The following is a 19864-nucleotide window of genomic DNA, read 5'->3' on the forward strand; positions in this document are numbered from 1 at the left end:
CAAGAATATGACTACGCTGACTACAAGCCAAAAAAACACAATCCATAATTGCTTATTAGATCTTTTGGAGTCCTCGTCGCTGCACAACCCCAGCTTTCTTCCAAAAGCGCTGGAAAGCCTTCTCGAATCACAAGGATTCGGAATTGAAATGTCAGGAGTTTATATCAGCACTGATGCTGACCCAGATAACATTCCCGAATACCTAATAGAAGGTATTGCATTCGAATTCATGGAGAGTCATGTTTCCCTACCTTTCAATGAAGCCATTGAGTGCATAACAGAGTGGTGTCAGTCGGAAAAACTGCCGAAAACTATGCATATCGAACCAACGCTGAAAAAACTGCAAGATAAATACAAATAATCCGACCCACTTCAAATTATCGTAAACGGGGAATAAAACGAGGTAAAACGGGAGGTAAAACGGGGACAGACCACGATTCCTTATTTTAAAACGGAGCAGATGACAGTTTTTTGAATCTATATAAAAAAGGGGACAGATTTATTTTCTACAAACTGAAAATAAATCTGTCCCCTTTTCTGCTTGACACCGCTACTACAATCCGGGTACTGGACGGTTTTTGACACCGGATCCGATCAAGCTTGCGGGTGGGTTGAATAATTACCTGTACGTATCAAACCCTACAGGTTGGGTGGATCCTCTTGGGCTTCAGCAGTGTCCGGGTAGCGATTCGGCCGAACCTGCCACACCTGTCAAAACTGGGAATTACCTAGACAAGCCCGAAAATGCTGATGGTTCCTTAAATATTGGTGCTGGTACGAACCCGATTGAAGGCTATTACAATATCGATATTGACCCTAAAGCTCCAGGCGTACACGCTGGCAATGCAACGGATTTATCGGGTATAAAATCAGGATCGCAAAGTCATATCAATATGGATAACCCATACGGTTACGACCCTTTAAACCCAGAAATATTAAGGGTATTAGCCGACAATGGACAAATCACCCTTACAGGCAGCGCATTCGCGAACAAATACATAAAAAAATCATTGACGGCAATCAAACAGAATCAAAACAACTTGATCAAGTTATAATCGAGAGAGCAAAATGAATTTTTTAATTGACATTAAAAAATCCTTTGGCGCTATCGATTTCGACAATGCCGGCGGAGTCATATCCTATATAAATATCCCTCCTACTGAAAACATTCATAATAGCTTTCAACTCGAAATTTTTAATGTCGTTCTTAACCTAATAGACGAACCAGTAGTCTCTTCAATAAAACTTCAGAATTCAAAATTCCTAGACAACATGGACGAGGACGGCTTCCTAATACTCAAGAAAGCAATCATTACATTTGAGAAGATGAAGGGTCATGAAAAACTAATACGCCTATTAAACCAAGATGAAGGTTACTTGACGCACGAGTCTTACGGCCCCAAATCAGCGAACGAAGATAAAATCTACGACGTCGGAGGGAGATCATTCTCAACACCACAGTTATCGATCAATCTTGCCATAATCTCACCAAAAAAAGTAACTATCGAGTTCACCCCTTCGAACCACACTTATATAGCAACATACGAAGAACTCCAGAACTCAGTAGAACTCTTAATTTTACAAGCAAATCGTGTCCAACCTCCAATTCAGGGAATATTCGACACAACCTACAGCAATATGCACACCGTTAGCGATTTTGATGCGGGTTATCGAGTATACAAACAATAGAGCAATGGTAAGTGGGGGCAGTCCATATCTACACTGAACAACCAAAAAGATTTTTTCACTTCACCTAACAAATATTAAAAAATAGAAGCCCTAACGCGTAAACGTGACCAGGGACATTACGTTTCTTTTCCATAAAAAAAAAGACTAAAAAAAGGGACAGATTTATTTTCTATGGGGTATCGATGATCATGACTGCGTTCATACCAGTGATAGCACTCAATAAAAAATCCACTCTAGGTAACCGAAAGAGCAGGGAAGAGATCACGGCTTCGCGTTTCAAACGTGGTTCCCTCCTGGGTACTGCCCAAATGACAGACTGCTTTATCAATAGCGATCATTACGCCCCCCCCTACTGAAAGTGGAAGCAGATAAATATGATAATTCAGCTTGATGGATCATCCATCTCAACCGAGGAAGAATTCCATAAACAGATATCATCTTCTTGTTCGGTCAACCAATACTACGGAAACAACCTTAATGCTCTTTGGGATCTGCTCAGCACCGACGTAGAGCGCCCAATTGAATTAATCTGGACAAACTCAAAGCATTCAGAAAAACTAATGGGCGACTCATACAAAAAAATATTAATCATTCTTGATCGAGTGAAAACTCAAGCTGAAAGCTTTGGACTGGATGAGAAATTCAATTACCAACTGAAATAATAAAGACGTAACTGGGGAGCAGGCCAAATTTTATTTTTCCGAAGGTGGTCTTACCCAAACTTTTTCGCGCTCTAAACATGGTCTTCCCCTGATTAATCACTTATGAAAATCCATCTCAACATCGATGACCTACCCGCCTACCCATACCCTACGAGCTTCATAAAATTCGCATCCATTGAACCAGAAACAGACATCGAGCCTTGGTGGCTGCTGGTATACAACGAAGGTACAATCAGCAACTGGTACAAAACACTCAAACGGCTTTATCCAAAACGCACATTGATCCCATTCGCCAAATTCAACGCGAATGATGATATCGCGTGTTTTGATGGAGAGGATCTTTCTGGGCAGCCCCATGTGTTGATAATTCATGCTTATGCGTCAGAGGGCTGGGAACTTCACGCCACCTACGCTAGCTTCGATAAGTGGCTAGAAGAAGCCATGGTGCAAAATGCCGAGTAGCTCAACGAGGACTAAAAACTTTAATCCCGACAAGCCTGGTATTTGCTTTAAAAAAAACGAGAGAACCGCATGCAGCCCCTGAGAAATCTCGTTGTTTAACCTCTACTCCCCCGGACTGAACAATCAAAGGACTGTACCCTTGAAACGCCTGAATCGCCCATTTTCCATCCTCCTCGCCCTCACCTTCTCCCTTAATGCGACTGCACTGTCCCTTCGCTCCGAACAACGCCCCGACGGCACCACGGCCCTGTTACTTTCAAATGAACCCGCCGCAGAACGCGCGCCAAAGCTCAACCAGGATCCAGCGGTGCGCTCTGCACTGGTCGATTTTTTTGGCTATCAAACCGGTAGCTACACCAACGACAACACAATGATTGTGCAGCAAGTTCTGGAAGCGCTTGACTCGGAAATGTCGACGTTTGCGGACAGTGTGCCTGCCGGCAGCAAAATGATTACTGCCATGGATGATGGCAACAATGGGTTTGAGCGCGGCGCATTGTTGCTTAACGACAAAGGCCAGTTGGTCGCTGTCGGGTTGGTCAATGGCCACTGCACGGTCAAGTCGCGTGAGGAAGCTTTGACCTGTAACGATGCCCCGCAAACCGTGCTGACCATTTTCCAACCGCAAGGCGCTAAACAAGCTGATGCCGAATCTTTGATTGGCTGGAGTAAACAACTACCTCCGATGATGGCGATATGGGCGGAAAGTGATGACCCGGAACGCCGAGCCAACGCGCAGAAAATTGCCAGCGTTGAATACGCTGCAACCAAACCGGAAGAGGGAGCGTGGACAGCGGCACAGTTACCTTCCGACTTTCCCAAAGCCATGCTGGCGATGCTTCCGCAGCGGGCTCACCTGATAGGTGCTGGCGCCCACGGTGTTTTCACGACGCCGGGGATGGAGGGCACGCCGATTGAAGGTGATTGGGACAAAATAGCCGGCCGTCCACAACATGAGTTCGAAGTCATTCTCCGGACTTTTACAGAGTACGCGGACGTCATCGACTTCTATCAGCAGCATGCAAAGGATGCCGAAATCAGCGGCAACCAGAGAAAGGCACTCGTTGAAGGCTATATTGGTGGCGGCACCTACAAGATTGAAATCAGTAATAGAAAAGACGAAGGCACAGTGATCACACTCTCTGCTTGGCGACAAGAAGTCTGATTCATCCAAAAATGAAAAAAGGGCGATCCCATGATCGCCCCCTTTCAAATCAAGATACCCTTCCTTTGAAAATCAAAGCTTTTCCAACGCTTCCTCCGCTCCCGGAGCACGGCGTTCGTTGGCTTTGAGCATCCAGTACTCGGCCTTGGATTTGCTTTTAGGCAAGCCGCCACGTCCTTGTGCGTACATTTTCCCAAGCGCCAACTGCGCGTTGCCAAAATCGGCATCAGCAGACTTGCGGTAAAGCTTGGCTGCTTCATGTTGGTTTTTTACGGTGCCTCGCCCCTGTTCAAGCATTTGCGCCATTTCATACTGCGCGTACTTATTGCCGAGCGCAGCCGATTTGCCAAACCAGGAAAATGCCAGAGCTTCATCCTTGTCCACACCTCGTCCTGCGGCAATCATCTCCGCGAGGTTCAGCTGTCCGTAATCGTCACCGGTTTCAGCCAGTTTGCGATACCACTGAGCGGCAACAACATCGTCCTGTGTAACTCCGTCACCCTTCTCATAGAGGCTTGCCAGCAGCATGTAGGCTGAGGGATACCCACCTTCGGCGGATTGGTGGTAGTACGCTAATGCTTTGTCCATGTCCTTGAGATTTTTGATCGATCGGCCACCGCGATGGTAGATCTGCGCCAAACTGAACTGGGCTTTGGCGTTACCTTGTTCCGCAGCTTTCAAATCCCAGTAAACACTTGCGTCTTCACCCTCAACGCTTCGATCCCAACGAAGTTCCTCAGCCAATCCGACTTGCGCTTCAGCATTACCTTGCTCTGCAGCTTTGCGAAACCACACTTCCGGCATGCCCGGTGACCACTGCTCAACCACCCCGCAGAGGTTCTCTTGAATGGCTTTGCCAAACTGCGTCTGCGCGTCAAGATCACCTGCGACCGCTTGTTCATGCAGCCGCTCAGAATTTGGCGCGCACTTCCCTGCCTTCATACCGTCGTAGTAATCACGCGGCGCTTGTGCCCAGGTATTAAAGGCGATGAACATTGAAAAAAGCGCAGTGCTCGCCATACCGACAGTTTTGAAACGGTTGATCATTTGTTACTTCCTTGTGGCTTAAAAAATCCAACGAAAACCTTGCGGAAAATACTAGCTCGCTTCGAACATCCGCTCGTCCACGTCGTACTTAACCACCACCCGATTCCGATACAACCTCACCCTCTCGACCAACTCCCCAACCTGCCCCTTCTCCCGCACTTCTCGCCAGATTTCATTCTCCCGATACACCCGCGCGCCCTCCCGCACAAACCGATGCGCCTCCTGGAATACGTGATACCGATACTCCCTCACCCGATCACACAACAACTCCCCTTCAAGTTGTGTCTCGCCCACGTTCAACTTCAGCTGAAAGCTCCGATCCGTCGGGTTATGTAGCACCAGATCAACGTAGTTATAGAAAATTGCCGCCCCAGACCCGAACGGCAGCACCCGCCCCTCATCCGGAAACGGGTCGAAGCTGTGGTTGGAGCGCTCGACCACCACCAGCGGTGAATGAATGGCCATCCAGTGGATCAGGTTGCTCAGTTGGCAAATGCCACCGCCTACCCCGCGTCGTGCCTCGCCGAAGGACAGTTCCATGCCTTCAACGTAGCCGCGCTTCAACGTCGGGCGGCCGACGAGGCGGCAGAAGGAGAAGTGTTCGCCGGGGGCGATGATGACGCCGTCGATGGCGGCGACGGCGAGTTTGAGGTTGATGACTTTGTTGTGTTGCAGGGCGAGGTCGGAGTCGCCGAGTTTGCGGATGAGTTTCGAGGTGTGTTTGAGGTAGCGAAATGGCAGTCGTTCGGCTGCGGCGACGGGGCGTGCGTAGCGTTTGCTGGAACAGTGCCAGGCAATCTGGCGGAACAGTCTTTTTTGCCACACGCGCAGCCAATACAAGGCCGGGTGGTAGAGGGAAAGTGGTTTCATCCGTGACACAACGGCGTGCGCCGTTTCTTCCTTGAACCGTGAGAGGGGCGCGCATTTTATCCGGTAATGACCGGCAGCACCCCATGCATTTCACAAGACCAGCCGCCCCTCTTCGGCATACCTCTACCGTCACATTCGCAAATTAAGGTTCGACTAAGGTTGCATCGCTACGATCGCGGCCAAGAAACCTTGTTGCCCTTGAATCGCAGATGAGTCCTTCCGACATGAAAGCGTTTGATTTACCAGCCCAGCCAGCGTCGAATTTCAGCCTTGTCCTGGTAAATTACAAAACCCCGGACATCACTAAAATGTGCCTCGAACTTCTGCGCGAGCACGTCCAGGAGCAACGCATTCCGGTGTGGGTGGTGGATAACGATTCGGCGGATGCCAGTCTCGATTACTTGCGTTCGCTCGACTGGATCAACTTGATCGAACGGCCTTCGCCGGGCAAGGAAGCTGGCCATATTGCGCACGGTAAAGCACTGGATCTGGCACTGGAAAAAGTCGACACCGATTATCTGTTTCTGTTGCACACCGACACCTTTGTCTATGACAAGGAAGTGTTTGCCATGATGATGCGCGAGTGCACGAAAACGCCGGACATGGCTGCAGTCGGTTGTGTCGAACAACTCAATCGCGGGATTGTGCGTGATACCTGGCGTTTAACTTCGCGTTTCTGCAAGCACTATGTTCGTAAAGCGAAAGTGCGTCTGGGTATGCGTTCGAAAATGCCAAGGCCGTACAAAGAAACGCATCTGAAAAGTTTCTGCACATTGTGGAATGCGCGCTTGATGAAGTCCCAAGGCCTGCACTTCTGCATGGATGACCTCGTGCCCGGCTACACGTTGCAAGATCGAATGAGCAGCCTGGGCTATGGCATCAAGTTTCTATCACCGCGCAAGATTTTCAGCTATCTGGATCACATCCAGGCAGGCACCGTCGCGGCGGCGGGCACCTACGGGAAAAATCACCGCAGGACAAAAATGTATCAGGCCACGCTGAAGCGCTTTCAAGAGCAGCAAGCCTGACGTGCAAATCTCGGTTTAATCCACCGCAAACAAAAAGGGCGACTTTTAAAGTCGCCCTTTTTGTTTGCAGAAATTGTATACAACTACTCCGTAGAGGTGTTCGCCCAGTGTAATGGCCTGGCAATCCATGCACCGGTAAAGAGCCCTGACACTGGGCGAACGGGAGGGATTTTAATGGAAGTTGGCAGATATGTCCTCATGCTTAAACATGAAATTTATGTACCAGAAAGTTAAAAAGTGTGTACCACCGATATTTACCGGGAAACTTCCGACAGACTTTTTTATATGATTGTTCTCATACATAAACCTGTACAAGAACAATCATTCTGTAGAGCTAATACTCAACTTTCGTGTTGACTGGTCACTTTCAAGATATCGGTGTAAGTGACAATAACGCTCTGCCCTTCTTTCAGATCTTTCAGTTTGGCTTGGATTTCAGGCTTTTTCACGTCGAGAACTTTCGACACGCCCGCCGGGTTTTGCAGGGTCACCTGATTTGTCTTCAAATCAATTTTGGTGATTTTCAATTGCACCTGAACCTGACGGTACGCTTCGCCGCCGGGGTTATCGCTGCCCGGAGCCTTACGCAGCTCACCGGTACGTTCGGTGGTCCCAGGCAGACCTTTATCCACATCGGTATCGAGGTAGGCGGCGACGGAACGCTGTACCTGGATGTTGACCTGATCGCCGGCCTTGAGATTGGCGAGGTTTTTCGCCTTGTCGCTGAGCTGAACATGAACCGGCTTGCCTTCGGCACCTTCGAGCACAACCTGATGGTTGGCGGCATCGACGGAGATCACTTTGGTGGTGACCTGATCGGCTTCAACAGTGGCGGACAGCGGAATATCGGCAGCCAGGGCGCCGAAGCTGGTGGCGGACAGTACGGTTGCGAGGGTGATGGCCTTGGCCAGTGCGTCGAGCTTCATATGCATTACTTTCCCTGTGATGAATGGCAGCGCCCGGCGCCGAATTGGCTTCGGCGACGAACGTGCCACTGAGCATAGACGCTGTTCAGGGCTTGGCTTTGGTTTGTGTCGAGGAGGTCTGTTGTTTGGCGGTGTCCTGCGCGGTGGACTCGCCGCTGGGCGTGCCTTTGCCAGTGTTTTCACGCTGTTTCGGGTCGGTGGGGCGCAGGGCGTCGTTGTCGCGTTCGGTTTCGCCCGGTGGCCGGGGTTCGTCGGGGTGTTCGCCTTGGGTGATGGGTTTCATGGGGCTGTCCTCAGGCTTCGGGGTCGTCGAGTTCACGGACGACGTTGATCGCGGGTGAATCCTTGTGCAGGTCGTCGGCCTTGGCACGCAGGATCTGCCATTGCTCAAGGTCGATGGCGCCTTGGCCGAGCAGGTCGTCGGCGATGCGTTGCAAGTCAAAATAGTGCGCGTCGGGGGATTGCTGCCAGTAGGTTTCGTCGTCGAACAGGTGTTGCCAGGTGGTCATGTCTGGGGGTTGCAGGTCGTCGCTCATGGCTAATCCTCGGCAGGTTTCTCTGTAGAGGACAACACAGTAAGCCGAGTTCAAACCGATCCATTGTAGGAGCTGCCGAAGGCTGCGATCTTTTGATGTTGGTCTTAAAAGCAACCTCAACAGATCGCAGCCTTCGGCAGCTCCTACAGGGATTTGCGGATACCTTTCAGTACCCGGTCATTTCCAGATAGCCCCGGCCGGGATGACTGCCGCTGATGCGCACCGGACCTTCCCAGTACGGGATACGCAGGTTCATCCAGGCGTTGGGGTTGAGCGCGTCGAGGGTAATGTCGAGGTGTTTGTCGGGGATGCTGATCGTCCATTTCACCGGCATAACCCGGCCAGCGACTTTCGCGGTGTCTTGCGGGTTGAGCTGGATCTGCGAGCTATTCAGGGTTTGCGTCTGGCCATCGGCGGCGATCCACGTGCCGGTGAGATACGGCGCGCCGTCCTTCTGGCGCATGCGGTAAAGCATCACGTGTTCGCCGCTGTCCAGGTGCAGGGAGAACCAGTCCCAACCGGTTTGATTGGCGGTCAGCGGTTGGCTGCTCCATTCCCGGTCGAGCCACGCGGGGCCACTGACGGTGTAGCTCTGGCCGTCGATCTGCAACGTTCCGCTGGCCTGGAAAAACGGCTGGCTGTAGTAATACGACGCCTGCCCCTCTTCGGATTTCTGACTGAACCCCTTGTCGCCCTGCAACACCAGCGGGCGGCTGGAAGTCAGGTGCAGTTGATAGGCGAAATCCTTATCGCGAGCGCTGAGTTGCAGGTCGCTCAGGGGATCCTGCGCCTGACTGGCAAACCGCCAATCATCGATCCACGCCTCGAACGGCGCCAGTTGCACACCCGCCTGCCCCACCCCGCCTCGGGCGTAACGTTCGGCGGCGTGATGCACCGTGCTCGAAGTCACCGCCGCATGCCCCAGCCAGATCGTCTGATCAGCCCACCCAGCCTGCTCCGCCACTGGTTTCAATGCACTGCGAAACAGCGTCCACTGCACGCCGAATTCGTTACCCTGCTGATCCTTGAGATTGGCGGTGACGTACCACCACTCGATGCGAAACCCCTCATGCGCAGCGTGATCCGCCGGAAAACTGAACACTCGCCCCGGCACCACCGGCGTGAACGCCAACGCCTGATCGCCCATCCCGGCGAAGCCTTTCTGCTCCGGCAGCGATTGATCGCAACCACCGAGCAGCAACAAAACCATCAGCACAACGAGGTTAATCCTCATGGGCAAACGTCCTCAGCAAATCTGCCGGTTGCGTGCGATACAGCGAATACAGCGGCCATGCCGACGCCAGTAACGTCGCCAACAACGCCAATCCCATCAACTGCAGCAATTGCCACGGAAACACCCGCAACGGCAGCCGCCAGCCAAACGCTTGCACGTTGATCACCGCGTCCAGACACCACGCCAGCGCGATCCCCAGCGGCAACGCCAGCACCAATGTCAGCACCGCCAGCAGCCACGTCTGGCCGAGATTGAGCAGCATCAATTGCCGCCGCGTTACGCCCAACGCCCACAGCGGTGCAAGTTGGCCGAGGCGACTTTGACTCTGGGTCAGCAGGCTGATGAACAGCGCCACGCCCGCCACCGCCAGGGTCAGACTGTTCAACGCCGCTGTCGCCGCAAAGGTGCGTTCGAAAACCTGCACCGACCAGCCCTTGAGCCGCGCCTGGTCAACGATGCGGCTGTCCTCCAGTTGAAAGCGCGCCTGCAAGCTATTCAACAACGCCGGGATGCTCTGCGGCTCGATGCGCAGATTGAAACGGTTCGGCGTCAGTTGCGGCCAGCCGCGCAGCAGGTGGTGGATACTGACCAGCAAATGCCCCTTGGGATTGCCGTAGTCGGCGTAGATGCCAACGATGCGCGGCGACCAAGTGCCGTTGGGTGTCGGAATCGCCACATTTTCACCCACGTGCAATTTCAGGCGCCGGGCGATTTGCTCGCTGAGCATCACCGCATCATCCGTGGCCAGATGTGCCCACGGATCGTCGCCCATCGCATCAAGCAGCGGCCAGTGCTGGCGATAATGCGCGTGATCGATGATGCCGAACACTTCCGCCGGCCAGCCTTGCAACGTCACCGCGACCTGCCAGTTGGGCAGAATCGCCGCAACATTCGGCTGCTGCTTGAGCCAGCTGTACATTTCCCGCGACTGCGCCGGATTGCTCGGGTTGATATACAGCTCGGCGCTCAGGCGTTGTTCGAGCCAGTCGTTGAAGGTCTGGCGAAAACCGGCGGTCATGCTGCCCGCACCAATATTGGCGGCGAGCGCCAAAAGCAATGCCATCAACGCCAGACTCAGTGCCGGCAGTTGCTGGCGGCAATCGGCAAGAAACCACTGACCGAGCACCGAGCGACTGCGTCCGAGCAACTGATTCAACAGCGCGCTGAGCAACACCGGTAGCGCCAATGCTGCGCCGATCAGCAATCCGGCCATCAGGACAAAACCGCTGGCCAGACTGTCGCCCCAGATCAACGCCGCCAACGCAATCAAAACCAACCCTGCCGCCAGCCAGCCTTGTCGACGCAACCACCGAGCATATTGCTGATGCCAGGCTTGCGGATCCGCCACGGCCAATAACGGCAAACGGGCGGCGCGCAACAGACTGTTGGCCCCGGCAAGCAACGCGCCGAGCAGGCTCAAACCGATGCCGCTGAACCACCACCACGGACTGAGGCGCAGCTGCCCCGCCACTTCGGCGCCATACAAACCGCGCAGGCTGGCGGCGACATCCGGCAGCAAGACACTGGCCAACCAATAACCGCTGATCACGCCGAACAGCCCGCCGATCAGCGCCAGCACACCCAGCTCAACGATCAAGCAAAAAATCAGCATTCGCGCGCTGACCCCACAGGCGCGCAGCGTACGCAACAAGCCGCGCCGTTGCTCCAAAGCAAGGCCGATGGCGGCGTGGACAATGAACAAGCCGACCACGAACGAGAGAAATCCCAGCGCATCGAGATTCAGGTGAAAGCTTTCGGTCAGTCGCGCCAGATTGTTTTCCTCGCCGCTGCTTTTGAGCTGCAACTGCCCCTTGAACACGGCGGGTAACTCGGCGTGAAAATCCTTGGGCAACAACAGCCGCGACAATTGCCCGGGTTGTTCCAATAGGGTCTGCGCGACGCCGATGTCGACCAGCAACAGGCCGGGCGCCATGTCCTTTTGCGCGAGCAATGGCGGCAATCGCAGACCATTAGCCGTTTGCGGCGTGTCGCCTTCGCGCAGACCCAGCGCTTGCAAGGTTTCCGGTGAAATCCAGGTACTGCCCGGCGGCGTGAAAAACTCGACGACACGCTCAATCGGCAGCGCCTGCCCGGCCACTGCGGAATCGGCCGGCAATGACACCGGCTCGATGCCCATCAGTTGCAGGCGCTGATCTTCATGCCCCTTGAGCAGCAACCGACCCTGCAGCAGTGGTGACACCGGCCAGCCCTGTCGACGCAGATCAACGAACCATTGCTGCGCAAAAGTCGCCCCGTTCGGTGTGCTGAGACTGGCCTGCGGTTCACCGCCGATCAATTGGCTGGCCCGCGCGTAGCTGTCGCGCGCCTGACTGTTCAACGCTTCGACGCCAGTCAACAGACTGGTCGCCAGCCACAACCCGGTCAGCACACTGAAAAACTGCACCGGATGACGCCGCCAATGGCTGAGCAACGCGCGTAGCGTTTGCGCAAAGACGATCACGTCAGCCGTCCACTGGACAACACCACTCGCTGCGCCAATCGGGCCGCGACTCGCGGGCTGTGGGTGACCATCAACAAAGTGGTTGGCGTGTCATCGAGCAATTCCAGCAACAACCGCAGGACTTCGTCGCTGGTGGCTTCGTCGAGGCTACCGGTGGGCTCATCGGCCAACAGCAATTTCGGCTGCGAGGCCAGCGCCCGGCCCAACGCGACCCGCTGCTGCTGACCACCGGAAAGTTGCTCGGGATAACGCTTGAGCAAATCGCCGAGGCCCAAACGCTGCACCAGATGCGCCTGCCAACGCGGCTCATGACGCCCGGCAAGGCGCGCCTGAAAAGCGAGATTGTCTTCGACGCGCAGGCTGCCGATCAGGTTGAACTGCTGGAACACCAGGCCGATTTCGCTGCGCCGCCAATTCGCCAGTTGCGCCTCGTTCATCGTTTCCAATCGATGCTCGCCGCTGCGAATGCTGCCGCTGTCGACTTTGTCGAGGCCGGCCACCAGGTGCAGCAAGGTGCTTTTGCCACTGCCGGATTCGCCCATCAGTGCCAGGCTGCTGCCGGATTCCAGCGTCAGGTCGACGCCTTGCAGCACCGGCAATGGGCCTTGCGGGGTGAGATAACTTTTGAAGACGTTTTCAACACGAAGCATGCCGCCACCTGATCGGTCAGTGTGGGGCAAGGATAGCGGATGCCGGTGACAGAGCTGAATCTTGCGGTGAACTCTATGGCCTCATCGCTGGCAAGCCAGCTCCCACAGGGAATGAGGTAGTTCACAAATATTGAATTCACCCTAAAACACTGTGGGAGCTGGCTTGCCAGCGATGGGGCCAGTCCTGCCAACCCAAAATCTACTGACCGGCCGCGACACTCGCCGGCGCCTGCGATGGCGTGACAATGCTGCCCAGATCAATGTGCTTCCACTCAGGCTTGGCCCCCAGCCGCGCATTGAAGCGGTAGTTGAAGGTAAATTCATCCGCCGTCGCGACACTCAGTGGCTTGCCATAAACAGCTTCGATCCCCGTCAGGTCATAGCCCATCAACTGCAACAGCGTCGGGAAAATGTTGTAGTGACTGGAACGATCCTTGTTCGCCGCCAGTTGTGCCGACCAGTCCAGCGTTTTCAGATCGCTGCCCTGAATCACCACCAGCGGCACCAATCCTTCCTCCTCCACTGGATCGCCACCGCAGTGAGTGTTCAAGCCCGGATTACCGCGCTCATGCAAATCCTGGCCATGATCAGACGTATAGATCAGCAACGCATTGTTCAGATTGCCCTGAGCGAAGACCCGCGCAAAGAACTCGCCGACATTCCACAACACGGTGTTCTTGTAGGCGTTGCGGTACAGCACCCAATCATCAGGCTGACCATTGAAACCGTTGCGCTCGCCGGTATCGGCCACCTCGGTGAACTGCCCGCGCGGCAAGGTCGGGCGGTAGGCCATGAACGCATCCGGGTATTTGTCATGCACCGGGAAGTGCGCGCCGACCTTGTTGATCACCACCAGCTCCGGCTGGTCATCGTTGAGCAATTCGATCAGCTTCGCTGCCGCCGCCATGTCGCGATCGCGCACGCTGGTCTGGTCGAATTGCACGAACTGGTCGATGTCCTTCTTCTCGGTTTCGGTCATCAGGTTCTGCAGGTTGCCGGCGGTGCGCTGGGCGTCGATGTACACGGTGCGCAGACCGGCCTTCTTGGCGTACTGCCAAATCGACGGCAGCGTGCTGTTGATGCGCATGTAGTCGGCGCGGGTGCCGCCATAGCGCAGGGTCACGTTGGTGTCGGCGCTGCAATTGGCGATGGACGCCGCGTAGCCGTAATTGAAGACATCGACGCCGGGACGCGCCTGTTTGAGGTTGCTGTGCACACCGAACGGCGCGTTGATGTCGAGGTAATTGCCGGAGATGCTTTCGTCGATGATCAGCACGATGTCATGCCCGACGGCTTGTGAGGTGCGCGCCAGCGTCACTGGTTCGCGCGGGCCGACGGTGTTGTGCAGCGCTTCATAGGCAAACAGATTGAGGTAGGCCAGCGGCGTGTACATGATCGGCAAGCCGCGCGCGCCCTCACCCGCACGCAAAAACAGCACGGCACTGAGCAGCAGCACACCACACAGTGGCGCCGCCACACGCAAAGCGTTGGGAACCGCCAACCCATGGCGGGGCTTCAGACCGATGCCGAACAGCAACAGCAAACCACTGAGCACGCCACGCAGGAGCGCGTCCCGGTACTGGTACGCCGCTTCCTGGATGAAACCGCCGGAGTAAACCAATGAGACGAAACCGCTGTAGGTCAGGTAATCCGCCGTGACCCGGGTATAGACATCGAAAAACACTGCCGAGACAAACATTGCCAATGCGAACACGTGGCGAATGAGAGCCTGCCTTATATACGCCATTAGATATAACGCCAAAGTAAGCGCCAAAAACATCGCGCCAAAAAGAAGTACAGAAAAACTGAAGCCGATAGCATTTAACCGATCAATGTAATATTCGGAATAAATCAACAAATAAACAATTAAGAACAATTCTTTGGCATATCTGAACATGGCGATACCGATCGAGCAAACGGCAGGGAGTCAAAGGTTTGTCAGTCAGAACCTGACACTAGCACCCGGCCATCAAAGCGCAAGAATTGACTGTTTTTTATAGAAAGCGTCAAAAAAACGGTGACTCAAATCTGACACAACCAAGACGCTACAAGCCTTTAAATTAGCGGCTTACGACCGTTTATCGCTTATTTAAAATCTGAACAAATCTGCACAAAAGCAACAAATTCAATCGCAGCAATGACTTGATGGCCAATCGCCAAAAAATGCTCAAGTGTTATACAGATGCAACATGTCATTTTGCTGACACGCTTTTCAAACGCTGCGCTATACCCCTTTAACAATCTCATTCCGTAGTTAACTTTTGGTGTTATTGAGGTGCGCAGATGGACGTGAGCGTATTTGGCACTGGCTATGTCGGACTTATACAAGCCGCCGCACTTGCAGATGTCGGTCATCGCGTTTTATGCGTGGACATTGACCCAAACAAGATTAAACAACTGCAACAAGCGGTGCCGCCCATTAGCGAGCCAGGTTTGTCCAGCACGCTTGAGGAAAACATCAAGGCCGGCCGTCTGCTGTTCAGCACCCAAGCCAGCGACGCGGTCGAGCATGCCGAGCTGATTTTCATCGCCGTCGGCACCCCGGCCGATGAGGATGGCTCCGCCGACCTCAGCCACGTGCTCAACGTCGCCAGGCAAATCGCTTCGTATATGGAAGCTGACCGCACCCTCATCATCAAATCCACGGTACCGGTGGGCACGGCTGATCAGGTGTTGGCTACCGCCAACAGCGAACTGCTGCGCCGCGGCAAGACTGATCTGCAAGTGCGGGTAGTGTCCAACCCGGAATTCCTCAAAGAAGGTAGCGCCCTCGCCGACTGCATGCGTCCGGACCGGATCATCGTCGGCACCCGCGACGACGCGGCCCGCGAGCAGATGAGCGAGCTATACGCACCGTTCTGCCGCAACCACGAAAAACTGATGTTCATGGACAACCGCAGCGCCGAACTGACCAAGTACGCCGCCAACGCCATGCTCGCCACGCGCATCAGTTTCATGAACGAGTTGGCCAATCTCACCGAACTGCTCGGTGCCGACATCGAAGCGGTGCGCAAAGGCATCGGTTCGGATCCGCGCATCGGCTACCACTTCATCTATCCGGGCTGCGGCTTCGGTGGCTCGTGCTTTCCCAAAGACTTGCGCGCCCTGCTGCACACCGCCGAACACAACGGCATGCCGCTGAAACTGCTGCGCAGCGTCACCGACGTCAACGACCTGCAGCGGCACATCCTGTTCAGCAAACTCAAAGCACAGTTCCCGCAAGGCCTGGCGGGTAAATCGATTGCTGTATGGGGTCTAGCGTTCAAACCAAACACCGATGACATGCGCGAAGCACCGAGCCGTTATCTGATGGATGCGCTGTGGGCCGAGGGTGCCAGTGTGCAGGCCTACGACCCGGAAGCCATGTCCGAATGCCGGCGCCTCTACGGTTACCGCAATGACCTGCACCTGTGCGCCACCCGCGACGACACCCTGGAAGACGCCGATGCCCTGGTGATCTGCACCGAGTGGAAAAACTTCCGCGTGGTCGATTTCGAGTTGCTCGCCGAAAAGCTGCGTTCGAAGGTGATCATCGATGGCCGCAACCTCTACAACCCGGAACAAGTGGCGGCCGCCGGCCTGCATTACAGCGGCATCGGTCTACGTCACATAGCCCCTGAAGGACTACGGCCATGAAGGTCTTGGTCACCGGTGCGGCCGGCTTCATTGGTGCCCATTGCGTGCTGCGGCTGATGCGCGACGGACACTCGGTGGTCGGTCTGGATAATTTCAACGCCTACTACGACCCGCAACTCAAGCACGATCGCGTGCAATGGGTGCGTGAGCAGGTCGGCGATTTCCAGCTCGCCACGGTTGACCTGGCCGATGCCTCGGCCATCGAAGCGCTGTTTGTCCGCGAACGTCCGCAAGTGGTGATTCACCTGGCGGCGCAGGCCGGGGTGCGCTACTCGCTGGAAAATCCACGGGCATATCTGGACAGCAACCTAAACGGTTTCCTCAACATTCTGGAGAGTTGCCGGCATCACCCGGTCGAGCATTTGATTTACGCCTCGTCGAGTTCGGTGTACGGCGCCAACCAGCACACGCCGTACTCGGTGCAGGACGGCGTCAATCATCCGCTGTCGCTGTACGCCGCGACCAAGAAAGCCAATGAACTGATGGCGCACAGTTACAGCCACCTGTTCGGCATTCCTTGCACCGGCCTGCGCTTTTTCACCGTGTATGGGCCTTGGGGCCGGCCGGACATGTCGCCGATCCAGTTCGCCCGGGCGATCAGCGAAGGGATGCCGCTGAAGCTGTTCAACTACGGCGAACACCAGCGCGATTTCACCTACATCGACGACATCATCGAAAGCATCGCTCGCCTCACCCACCGCCCGCCGCACGCCGATCCGCAATGGGATCGCAAGCAACCCGACCCGGCCAGCAGCATGGCACCGTGGCGGTTGTTCAACATCGGCGGGCAGCATCCGGTTGAACTCAAGACCTATCTGGCGCTGATGGAAAAGCACCTCGGCCAGAAAGCCATTGTCGAGCTGCTGCCGCTGCAACCGGGCGACGTACTCAACACCTGCGCCGAGGCCAGCGACCTGGCTCAGGCCACCGGATTTCAGCCCCGGATAGAGCTGGATGAGGGACTCGGATGCTTTATCGCCTGGTTCCGCGACTACTACCCCACTGCCTATCGCCCACGCGCCGTTCGCGGCTGAATGAATGTGGAGGACTCCATGACTGGACATGAGAAAAGTGTAGCGATCCAAGAAATGCGCCGCGACAAGCGCGTGGATCCCGAGCACCGAATGCGTCTCGACGCGGCGATTCATCGCCAGGGTCGCGGCTGGTTTACGGGCCGCGACGGCGGTCGGCCATGGCAACTGTCACGCACCAATCGGGTGGTCGCCTGCCTTGGGGCGCTGCTGATCCTGGTGCTGATCTCGCCGCTGTTGCTGGGTCTGGCGCTGGTCATCAAATTCTCCAGCCCCGGGCCGGTGATGTTCGTGCAGAAACGCACCGGATATCGCGGCCGCAAATTCGGCATGTTCAAATTTCGCACCATGGTGGCCAACGCCGAAGAACTGAAAGAGTCGCTGCGTCACCTCAACAAACACGGTGCCGACGCGATCGATTTCAAGATCGACCACGACCCGCGCATCACCCGCATCGGCGGTTTCCTGCGGCGCACCAGCCTCGATGAATTGCCCAACCTGATCAATGTAGTGACCGGCGACATGCGCCTGGTCGGGCCGCGTCCGACCTCGTTCAACGCTTACCGCTACAAGGACAACCACCTCGCGCGTCTGGCGATCTACCCCGGCATGACCGGCCTGTGGCAGATCTCCGGACGCAGCAATATCGACTTCGACCAGCGCGTTGAGTTGGACCTCAGCTACATCGCCGAGCAGAGCCTTCTGCTTGATCTGAAGATTCTGTTGAAAACCCCCTTCAAAGTATTCAGCGGCCACGGAGCAAGCTAATGGACGGTTCAACCAATAAAAGCCTGAGCATCGCCACCCCCAGCGAATCGAACCTGACCTCGACCGTGCTGGATCTCGATCTGCGGATCCTGTTCCTGACCGCCGCCAACCCCGGCGCCGGCACCACCACCAGTGCCCTGGCGCTGGCCAGCCAACTGGCGCAAATGAGCAGCGGCCAAGTGCTGCTGGTCGACGCCAGCCAGTCGGCCGACAACCTCACCCAGCAGTTGAACCTGAGCAAGGAGCGCGGCCTGCGCGACTTGCTGTTCAACCCCGACAAACCGCCGCTGTTGCAGGACTGTGTGGTGCAGGTCTCGAGCCTGCCGTTCCACGTGCTGCCCAACGGCCGGCCAATCCGCACCCTGGAGCACCTGACCGCCGAGCGTCTGAGCCCGTTGCTTGATCAATTGGGCAGCCAGTACCGCTTCGTGGTGATCGACGGCGACGCGGTGTACTCCGCCGCCGACACGCTGGTGATCAGCACTCAGGTCGACGGCGTGGTGTTTGTGGTACGCGCCGAAGACACCCGTTGGGAAGTCGCCCAGGCCGCCGTGCAACGCCTGACCCAGGCCGGGGCAAAAGTGGTCGGTAGCGTGTTCAACCGGCGCAAGTACTACATGCCCAAATGGCTTTACAAAAACCTGTAAGCGAACGCAAAGGATGACGCCATGAACGCCAAAATGCTTGTCCTGCTGTTGCTGCCGCTTGCAGGCTGCACCAGCAATTCCGAAACCCGCAACATGCCGGTGAATATCCTCACCGCCACACCGGCCAATGCGCAGGCCACCGACATGCCGAGGGTCGAGCAGACCCTGCGCCCGAAAGATGTGCTGGATGTGATTTTCCACATCAGTACCAGTGGCTCGGACGCTTACCGCGTGCAGTCGGGTGACCAGATCGGCCTGAACTTCACCGCCGCCAGTCAGCTCAACGGCACGCAACTGGTGCTGCCTGACGGCACCATCGAACTGCCGGGCGCCAACACCTCGGTGAAAATCGCCGGGCTGACCAGCGACGAGGCGCGGCAGGAAATCCAGCGCGCCTATCAACGCAAGCAGCTGTTCCAGCCCAACCGCAATCAGCTCTCGGTGCAGATTCTCAGCCCGCTGAGCAACGAGCAGAACCTCAAAAGCGCGCTGAACCACCCGGCCACCGGCATGAGCCGCGAAATCACCGTCGGCACCGATGGCTATGCGAGTTTTCCGGAAATCGGCGCTGTGCCGCTGCAAGGCATGACGGTCAATCAACTGGAAACCTTCCTCAATAGCAAGTACGCGCAATTGCCGGGACGGATGACTGTGGATGTGCTGCTGAAATCCACCGCCGGCAACGAGATCTACGTACTCGGCGAAGTCGCTCAACCGGGCTCGTACCCGATCCGCCGTCCGGTGTCGGTGCTTGAGGCGCTGACCCTGGCGCGCGGTACCAATGTCAAGGCGCGTCTCGATTCGGTGGTGATCATGCGGCGCAACGGCAATCAGGTGCAGGCCATGAACTACGACGTCGAGAAAGCACTGTCGGGCGATGCGCCACAGATCGCCTACCTGCAACCGGACGACATGCTTTACGTACCGAAAACCAAATTGGCCAGCGCCGGCGAACTCGCCCGCCAATTGGCCGATGTGGTGCTGTTCCAGGGCGTGGGTTTCAGCTTCGGCTACCGCGTCGACAACAAAGGCAGTGACAACTGACTCTCAGG

The 19864-nt window shown here is 55.7% G+C and carries 20 protein-coding genes and 1 pseudogene; 12 read left to right on the forward strand and 9 right to left on the reverse strand.

Annotated features, from left to right (window positions below):
- Nucleotides 1–7: 7 nt before the first annotated feature.
- The 6 genes and pseudogenes from CKW38_RS29420 to CKW38_RS01595 all read left to right on the forward strand — a co-directional run bounded on the left by CKW38_RS29420 (nt 8) and on the right by CKW38_RS01595 (nt 3978).
- Complete coding sequence (locus CKW38_RS29420; RefSeq protein ID WP_141232643.1) at nt 8–361, forward strand: hypothetical protein; 354 nt, start codon at nt 8–10, stop codon at nt 359–361.
- Nucleotides 362–545: 184 nt separating this feature from the next.
- A pseudogene (locus CKW38_RS30570) lies at nt 546–693 on the forward strand (RHS repeat-associated core domain-containing protein); the annotation flags it as partial.
- Nucleotides 694–1068: 375 nt separating this feature from the next.
- Entirely contained in the window at nt 1069–1689 is a 621-nt protein-coding gene (locus tag CKW38_RS01580) for a hypothetical protein (RefSeq protein ID WP_095111605.1), read from the forward strand.
- 374 nt (nt 1690–2063) lie between these two features.
- The gene (locus CKW38_RS01585; RefSeq protein WP_095111606.1) at nt 2064–2351 is read left to right on the forward strand and encodes a barstar family protein; all 288 of its coding nucleotides are present in this window, start codon (nt 2064–2066) and stop codon (nt 2349–2351) included.
- A 102-nt stretch (nt 2352–2453) separates the two neighbouring features.
- Nucleotides 2454–2813 (forward strand): SMI1/KNR4 family protein, encoded by a 360-nt coding sequence (locus tag CKW38_RS01590; protein ID WP_095111607.1) that lies wholly within the window; start codon nt 2454–2456, stop codon nt 2811–2813.
- A gap of 139 nt (nt 2814–2952) precedes the next feature.
- Nucleotides 2953–3978, forward strand: a complete 1026-nt coding sequence (locus CKW38_RS01595) for a hypothetical protein (protein WP_095111608.1) — start codon at nt 2953–2955, stop codon at nt 3976–3978.
- 72 nt (nt 3979–4050) lie between these two features.
- On the opposite strand, the gene CKW38_RS01600 is transcribed toward CKW38_RS01595, so the two are convergent.
- Together CKW38_RS01600 and CKW38_RS01605 are read right to left on the reverse strand one after the other, a co-directional pair.
- A complete protein-coding gene (locus tag CKW38_RS01600) occupies nt 4051–5025 on the reverse strand; it encodes a tetratricopeptide repeat protein (protein ID WP_095111609.1) in 975 nt (324 codons plus the stop codon).
- A 51-nt stretch (nt 5026–5076) separates the two neighbouring features.
- Nucleotides 5077–5895 (reverse strand): VanW family protein, encoded by an 819-nt coding sequence (locus CKW38_RS01605; RefSeq protein WP_095111610.1) that lies wholly within the window; start codon nt 5893–5895, stop codon nt 5077–5079.
- Between the two features lie 224 nt (nt 5896–6119).
- Between CKW38_RS01605 and CKW38_RS01610 the strand changes: the two genes are divergently transcribed.
- Nucleotides 6120–6923 carry a glycosyltransferase family 2 protein gene (locus CKW38_RS01610; RefSeq protein WP_095111611.1) on the forward strand — a complete coding sequence of 268 codons (804 nt, stop codon included), beginning with the start codon at nt 6120–6122 and terminating at the stop codon, nt 6921–6923.
- A gap of 341 nt (nt 6924–7264) precedes the next feature.
- On the opposite strand, the gene CKW38_RS01615 is transcribed toward CKW38_RS01610, so the two are convergent.
- From CKW38_RS01615 to CKW38_RS01645, 7 genes are all read right to left on the reverse strand, one after another.
- Nucleotides 7265–7849, reverse strand: a complete 585-nt coding sequence (locus CKW38_RS01615; protein ID WP_042704991.1) for a hypothetical protein — start codon at nt 7847–7849, stop codon at nt 7265–7267.
- 85 nt (nt 7850–7934) lie between these two features.
- Nucleotides 7935–8132 (reverse strand): hypothetical protein, encoded by a 198-nt coding sequence (locus CKW38_RS01620; RefSeq protein WP_007919492.1) that lies wholly within the window; start codon nt 8130–8132, stop codon nt 7935–7937.
- A gap of 10 nt (nt 8133–8142) precedes the next feature.
- Nucleotides 8143–8385: a hypothetical protein gene (locus CKW38_RS01625; protein WP_095111612.1), complete on the reverse strand. Its 243-nt coding sequence runs from the start codon at nt 8383–8385 to the stop codon at nt 8143–8145.
- A 166-nt stretch (nt 8386–8551) separates the two neighbouring features.
- On the reverse strand, nt 8552–9619 hold the full coding sequence (locus CKW38_RS01630) for a lipocalin-like domain-containing protein (RefSeq protein WP_095111613.1): 1068 nt from the start codon (nt 9617–9619) through the stop codon (nt 8552–8554).
- The gene (locus CKW38_RS01635) at nt 9609–12080 is read right to left on the reverse strand and encodes an FtsX-like permease family protein (protein WP_095111614.1); all 2472 of its coding nucleotides are present in this window, start codon (nt 12078–12080) and stop codon (nt 9609–9611) included. Before CKW38_RS01635 ends, CKW38_RS01630 begins: the two co-directional genes overlap by 11 nt.
- Nucleotides 12077–12730 carry an ABC transporter ATP-binding protein gene (locus CKW38_RS01640; RefSeq protein ID WP_007919484.1) on the reverse strand — a complete coding sequence of 218 codons (654 nt, stop codon included), beginning with the start codon at nt 12728–12730 and terminating at the stop codon, nt 12077–12079. Before CKW38_RS01640 ends, CKW38_RS01635 begins: the two co-directional genes overlap by 4 nt.
- Nucleotides 12731–12929: 199 nt before the next feature.
- The gene (locus tag CKW38_RS01645; RefSeq protein ID WP_095111615.1) at nt 12930–14627 is read right to left on the reverse strand and encodes a sulfatase-like hydrolase/transferase; all 1698 of its coding nucleotides are present in this window, start codon (nt 14625–14627) and stop codon (nt 12930–12932) included.
- 386 nt (nt 14628–15013) lie between these two features.
- On the opposite strand from CKW38_RS01645, the gene CKW38_RS01650 reads away from it, so the two are divergent.
- The 5 genes from CKW38_RS01650 to CKW38_RS01670 are packed head-to-tail and all read left to right on the forward strand — an operon-like array spanning nt 15014 to nt 19856.
- The gene (locus tag CKW38_RS01650) at nt 15014–16366 is read left to right on the forward strand and encodes a UDP-glucose/GDP-mannose dehydrogenase family protein (protein ID WP_095111616.1); all 1353 of its coding nucleotides are present in this window, start codon (nt 15014–15016) and stop codon (nt 16364–16366) included.
- A complete protein-coding gene (locus CKW38_RS01655) occupies nt 16363–17400 on the forward strand; it encodes an NAD-dependent epimerase (RefSeq protein ID WP_007919479.1) in 1038 nt (345 codons plus the stop codon). Before CKW38_RS01650 ends, CKW38_RS01655 begins: the two co-directional genes overlap by 4 nt.
- Before the next feature lie 18 nt (nt 17401–17418).
- Nucleotides 17419–18165, forward strand: coding sequence for a sugar transferase (locus tag CKW38_RS01660; RefSeq protein ID WP_007919478.1), 747 nt, complete (start codon nt 17419–17421; stop codon nt 18163–18165).
- Nucleotides 18165–18812: a CpsD/CapB family tyrosine-protein kinase gene (locus CKW38_RS01665; RefSeq protein WP_095111617.1), complete on the forward strand. Its 648-nt coding sequence runs from the start codon at nt 18165–18167 to the stop codon at nt 18810–18812. The genes CKW38_RS01660 and CKW38_RS01665 overlap by 1 nt, the downstream gene beginning before the upstream one ends.
- Nucleotides 18813–18833: 21 nt before the next feature.
- Nucleotides 18834–19856, forward strand: coding sequence for a polysaccharide biosynthesis/export family protein (locus tag CKW38_RS01670; protein WP_007919474.1), 1023 nt, complete (start codon nt 18834–18836; stop codon nt 19854–19856).
- Nucleotides 19857–19864 lie beyond the last annotated feature (8 nt).

Source organism: Pseudomonas sp. Irchel 3H7, assembly GCF_900187605.1.
In the GTDB taxonomy this organism is placed as follows: Bacteria; Pseudomonadota; Gammaproteobacteria; order Pseudomonadales; family Pseudomonadaceae; genus Aquipseudomonas.

Coding starts and splice junctions, on each gene's coding strand:
- CKW38_RS29420 (WP_141232643.1), top strand. CDS start 8: ATGACTACGCTGACTACAAGCCAAAAAAACACAATCCATAATTGCTTA.
- CKW38_RS01580 (WP_095111605.1), top strand. CDS start 1,069: ATGAATTTTTTAATTGACATTAAAAAATCCTTTGGCGCTATCGATTTC.
- CKW38_RS01585 (WP_095111606.1), top strand. CDS start 2,064: ATGATAATTCAGCTTGATGGATCATCCATCTCAACCGAGGAAGAATTC.
- CKW38_RS01590 (WP_095111607.1), top strand. CDS start 2,454: ATGAAAATCCATCTCAACATCGATGACCTACCCGCCTACCCATACCCT.
- CKW38_RS01600 (WP_095111609.1), bottom strand. CDS start 5,025: ATGATCAACCGTTTCAAAACTGTCGGTATGGCGAGCACTGCGCTTTTT.
- CKW38_RS01605 (WP_095111610.1), bottom strand. CDS start 5,895: ATGAAACCACTTTCCCTCTACCACCCGGCCTTGTATTGGCTGCGCGTG.
- CKW38_RS01610 (WP_095111611.1), top strand. CDS start 6,120: ATGAAAGCGTTTGATTTACCAGCCCAGCCAGCGTCGAATTTCAGCCTT.
- CKW38_RS01615 (WP_042704991.1), bottom strand. CDS start 7,849: ATGAAGCTCGACGCACTGGCCAAGGCCATCACCCTCGCAACCGTACTG.
- CKW38_RS01620 (WP_007919492.1), bottom strand. CDS start 8,132: ATGAAACCCATCACCCAAGGCGAACACCCCGACGAACCCCGGCCACCG.
- CKW38_RS01625 (WP_095111612.1), bottom strand. CDS start 8,385: ATGAGCGACGACCTGCAACCCCCAGACATGACCACCTGGCAACACCTG.
- CKW38_RS01630 (WP_095111613.1), bottom strand. CDS start 9,619: ATGAGGATTAACCTCGTTGTGCTGATGGTTTTGTTGCTGCTCGGTGGT.
- CKW38_RS01640 (WP_007919484.1), bottom strand. CDS start 12,730: ATGCTTCGTGTTGAAAACGTCTTCAAAAGTTATCTCACCCCGCAAGGC.
- CKW38_RS01645 (WP_095111615.1), bottom strand. CDS start 14,627: ATGTTCAGATATGCCAAAGAATTGTTCTTAATTGTTTATTTGTTGATT.
- CKW38_RS01650 (WP_095111616.1), top strand. CDS start 15,014: ATGGACGTGAGCGTATTTGGCACTGGCTATGTCGGACTTATACAAGCC.
- CKW38_RS01655 (WP_007919479.1), top strand. CDS start 16,363: ATGAAGGTCTTGGTCACCGGTGCGGCCGGCTTCATTGGTGCCCATTGC.
- CKW38_RS01660 (WP_007919478.1), top strand. CDS start 17,419: ATGACTGGACATGAGAAAAGTGTAGCGATCCAAGAAATGCGCCGCGAC.
- CKW38_RS01665 (WP_095111617.1), top strand. CDS start 18,165: ATGGACGGTTCAACCAATAAAAGCCTGAGCATCGCCACCCCCAGCGAA.
- CKW38_RS01670 (WP_007919474.1), top strand. CDS start 18,834: ATGAACGCCAAAATGCTTGTCCTGCTGTTGCTGCCGCTTGCAGGCTGC.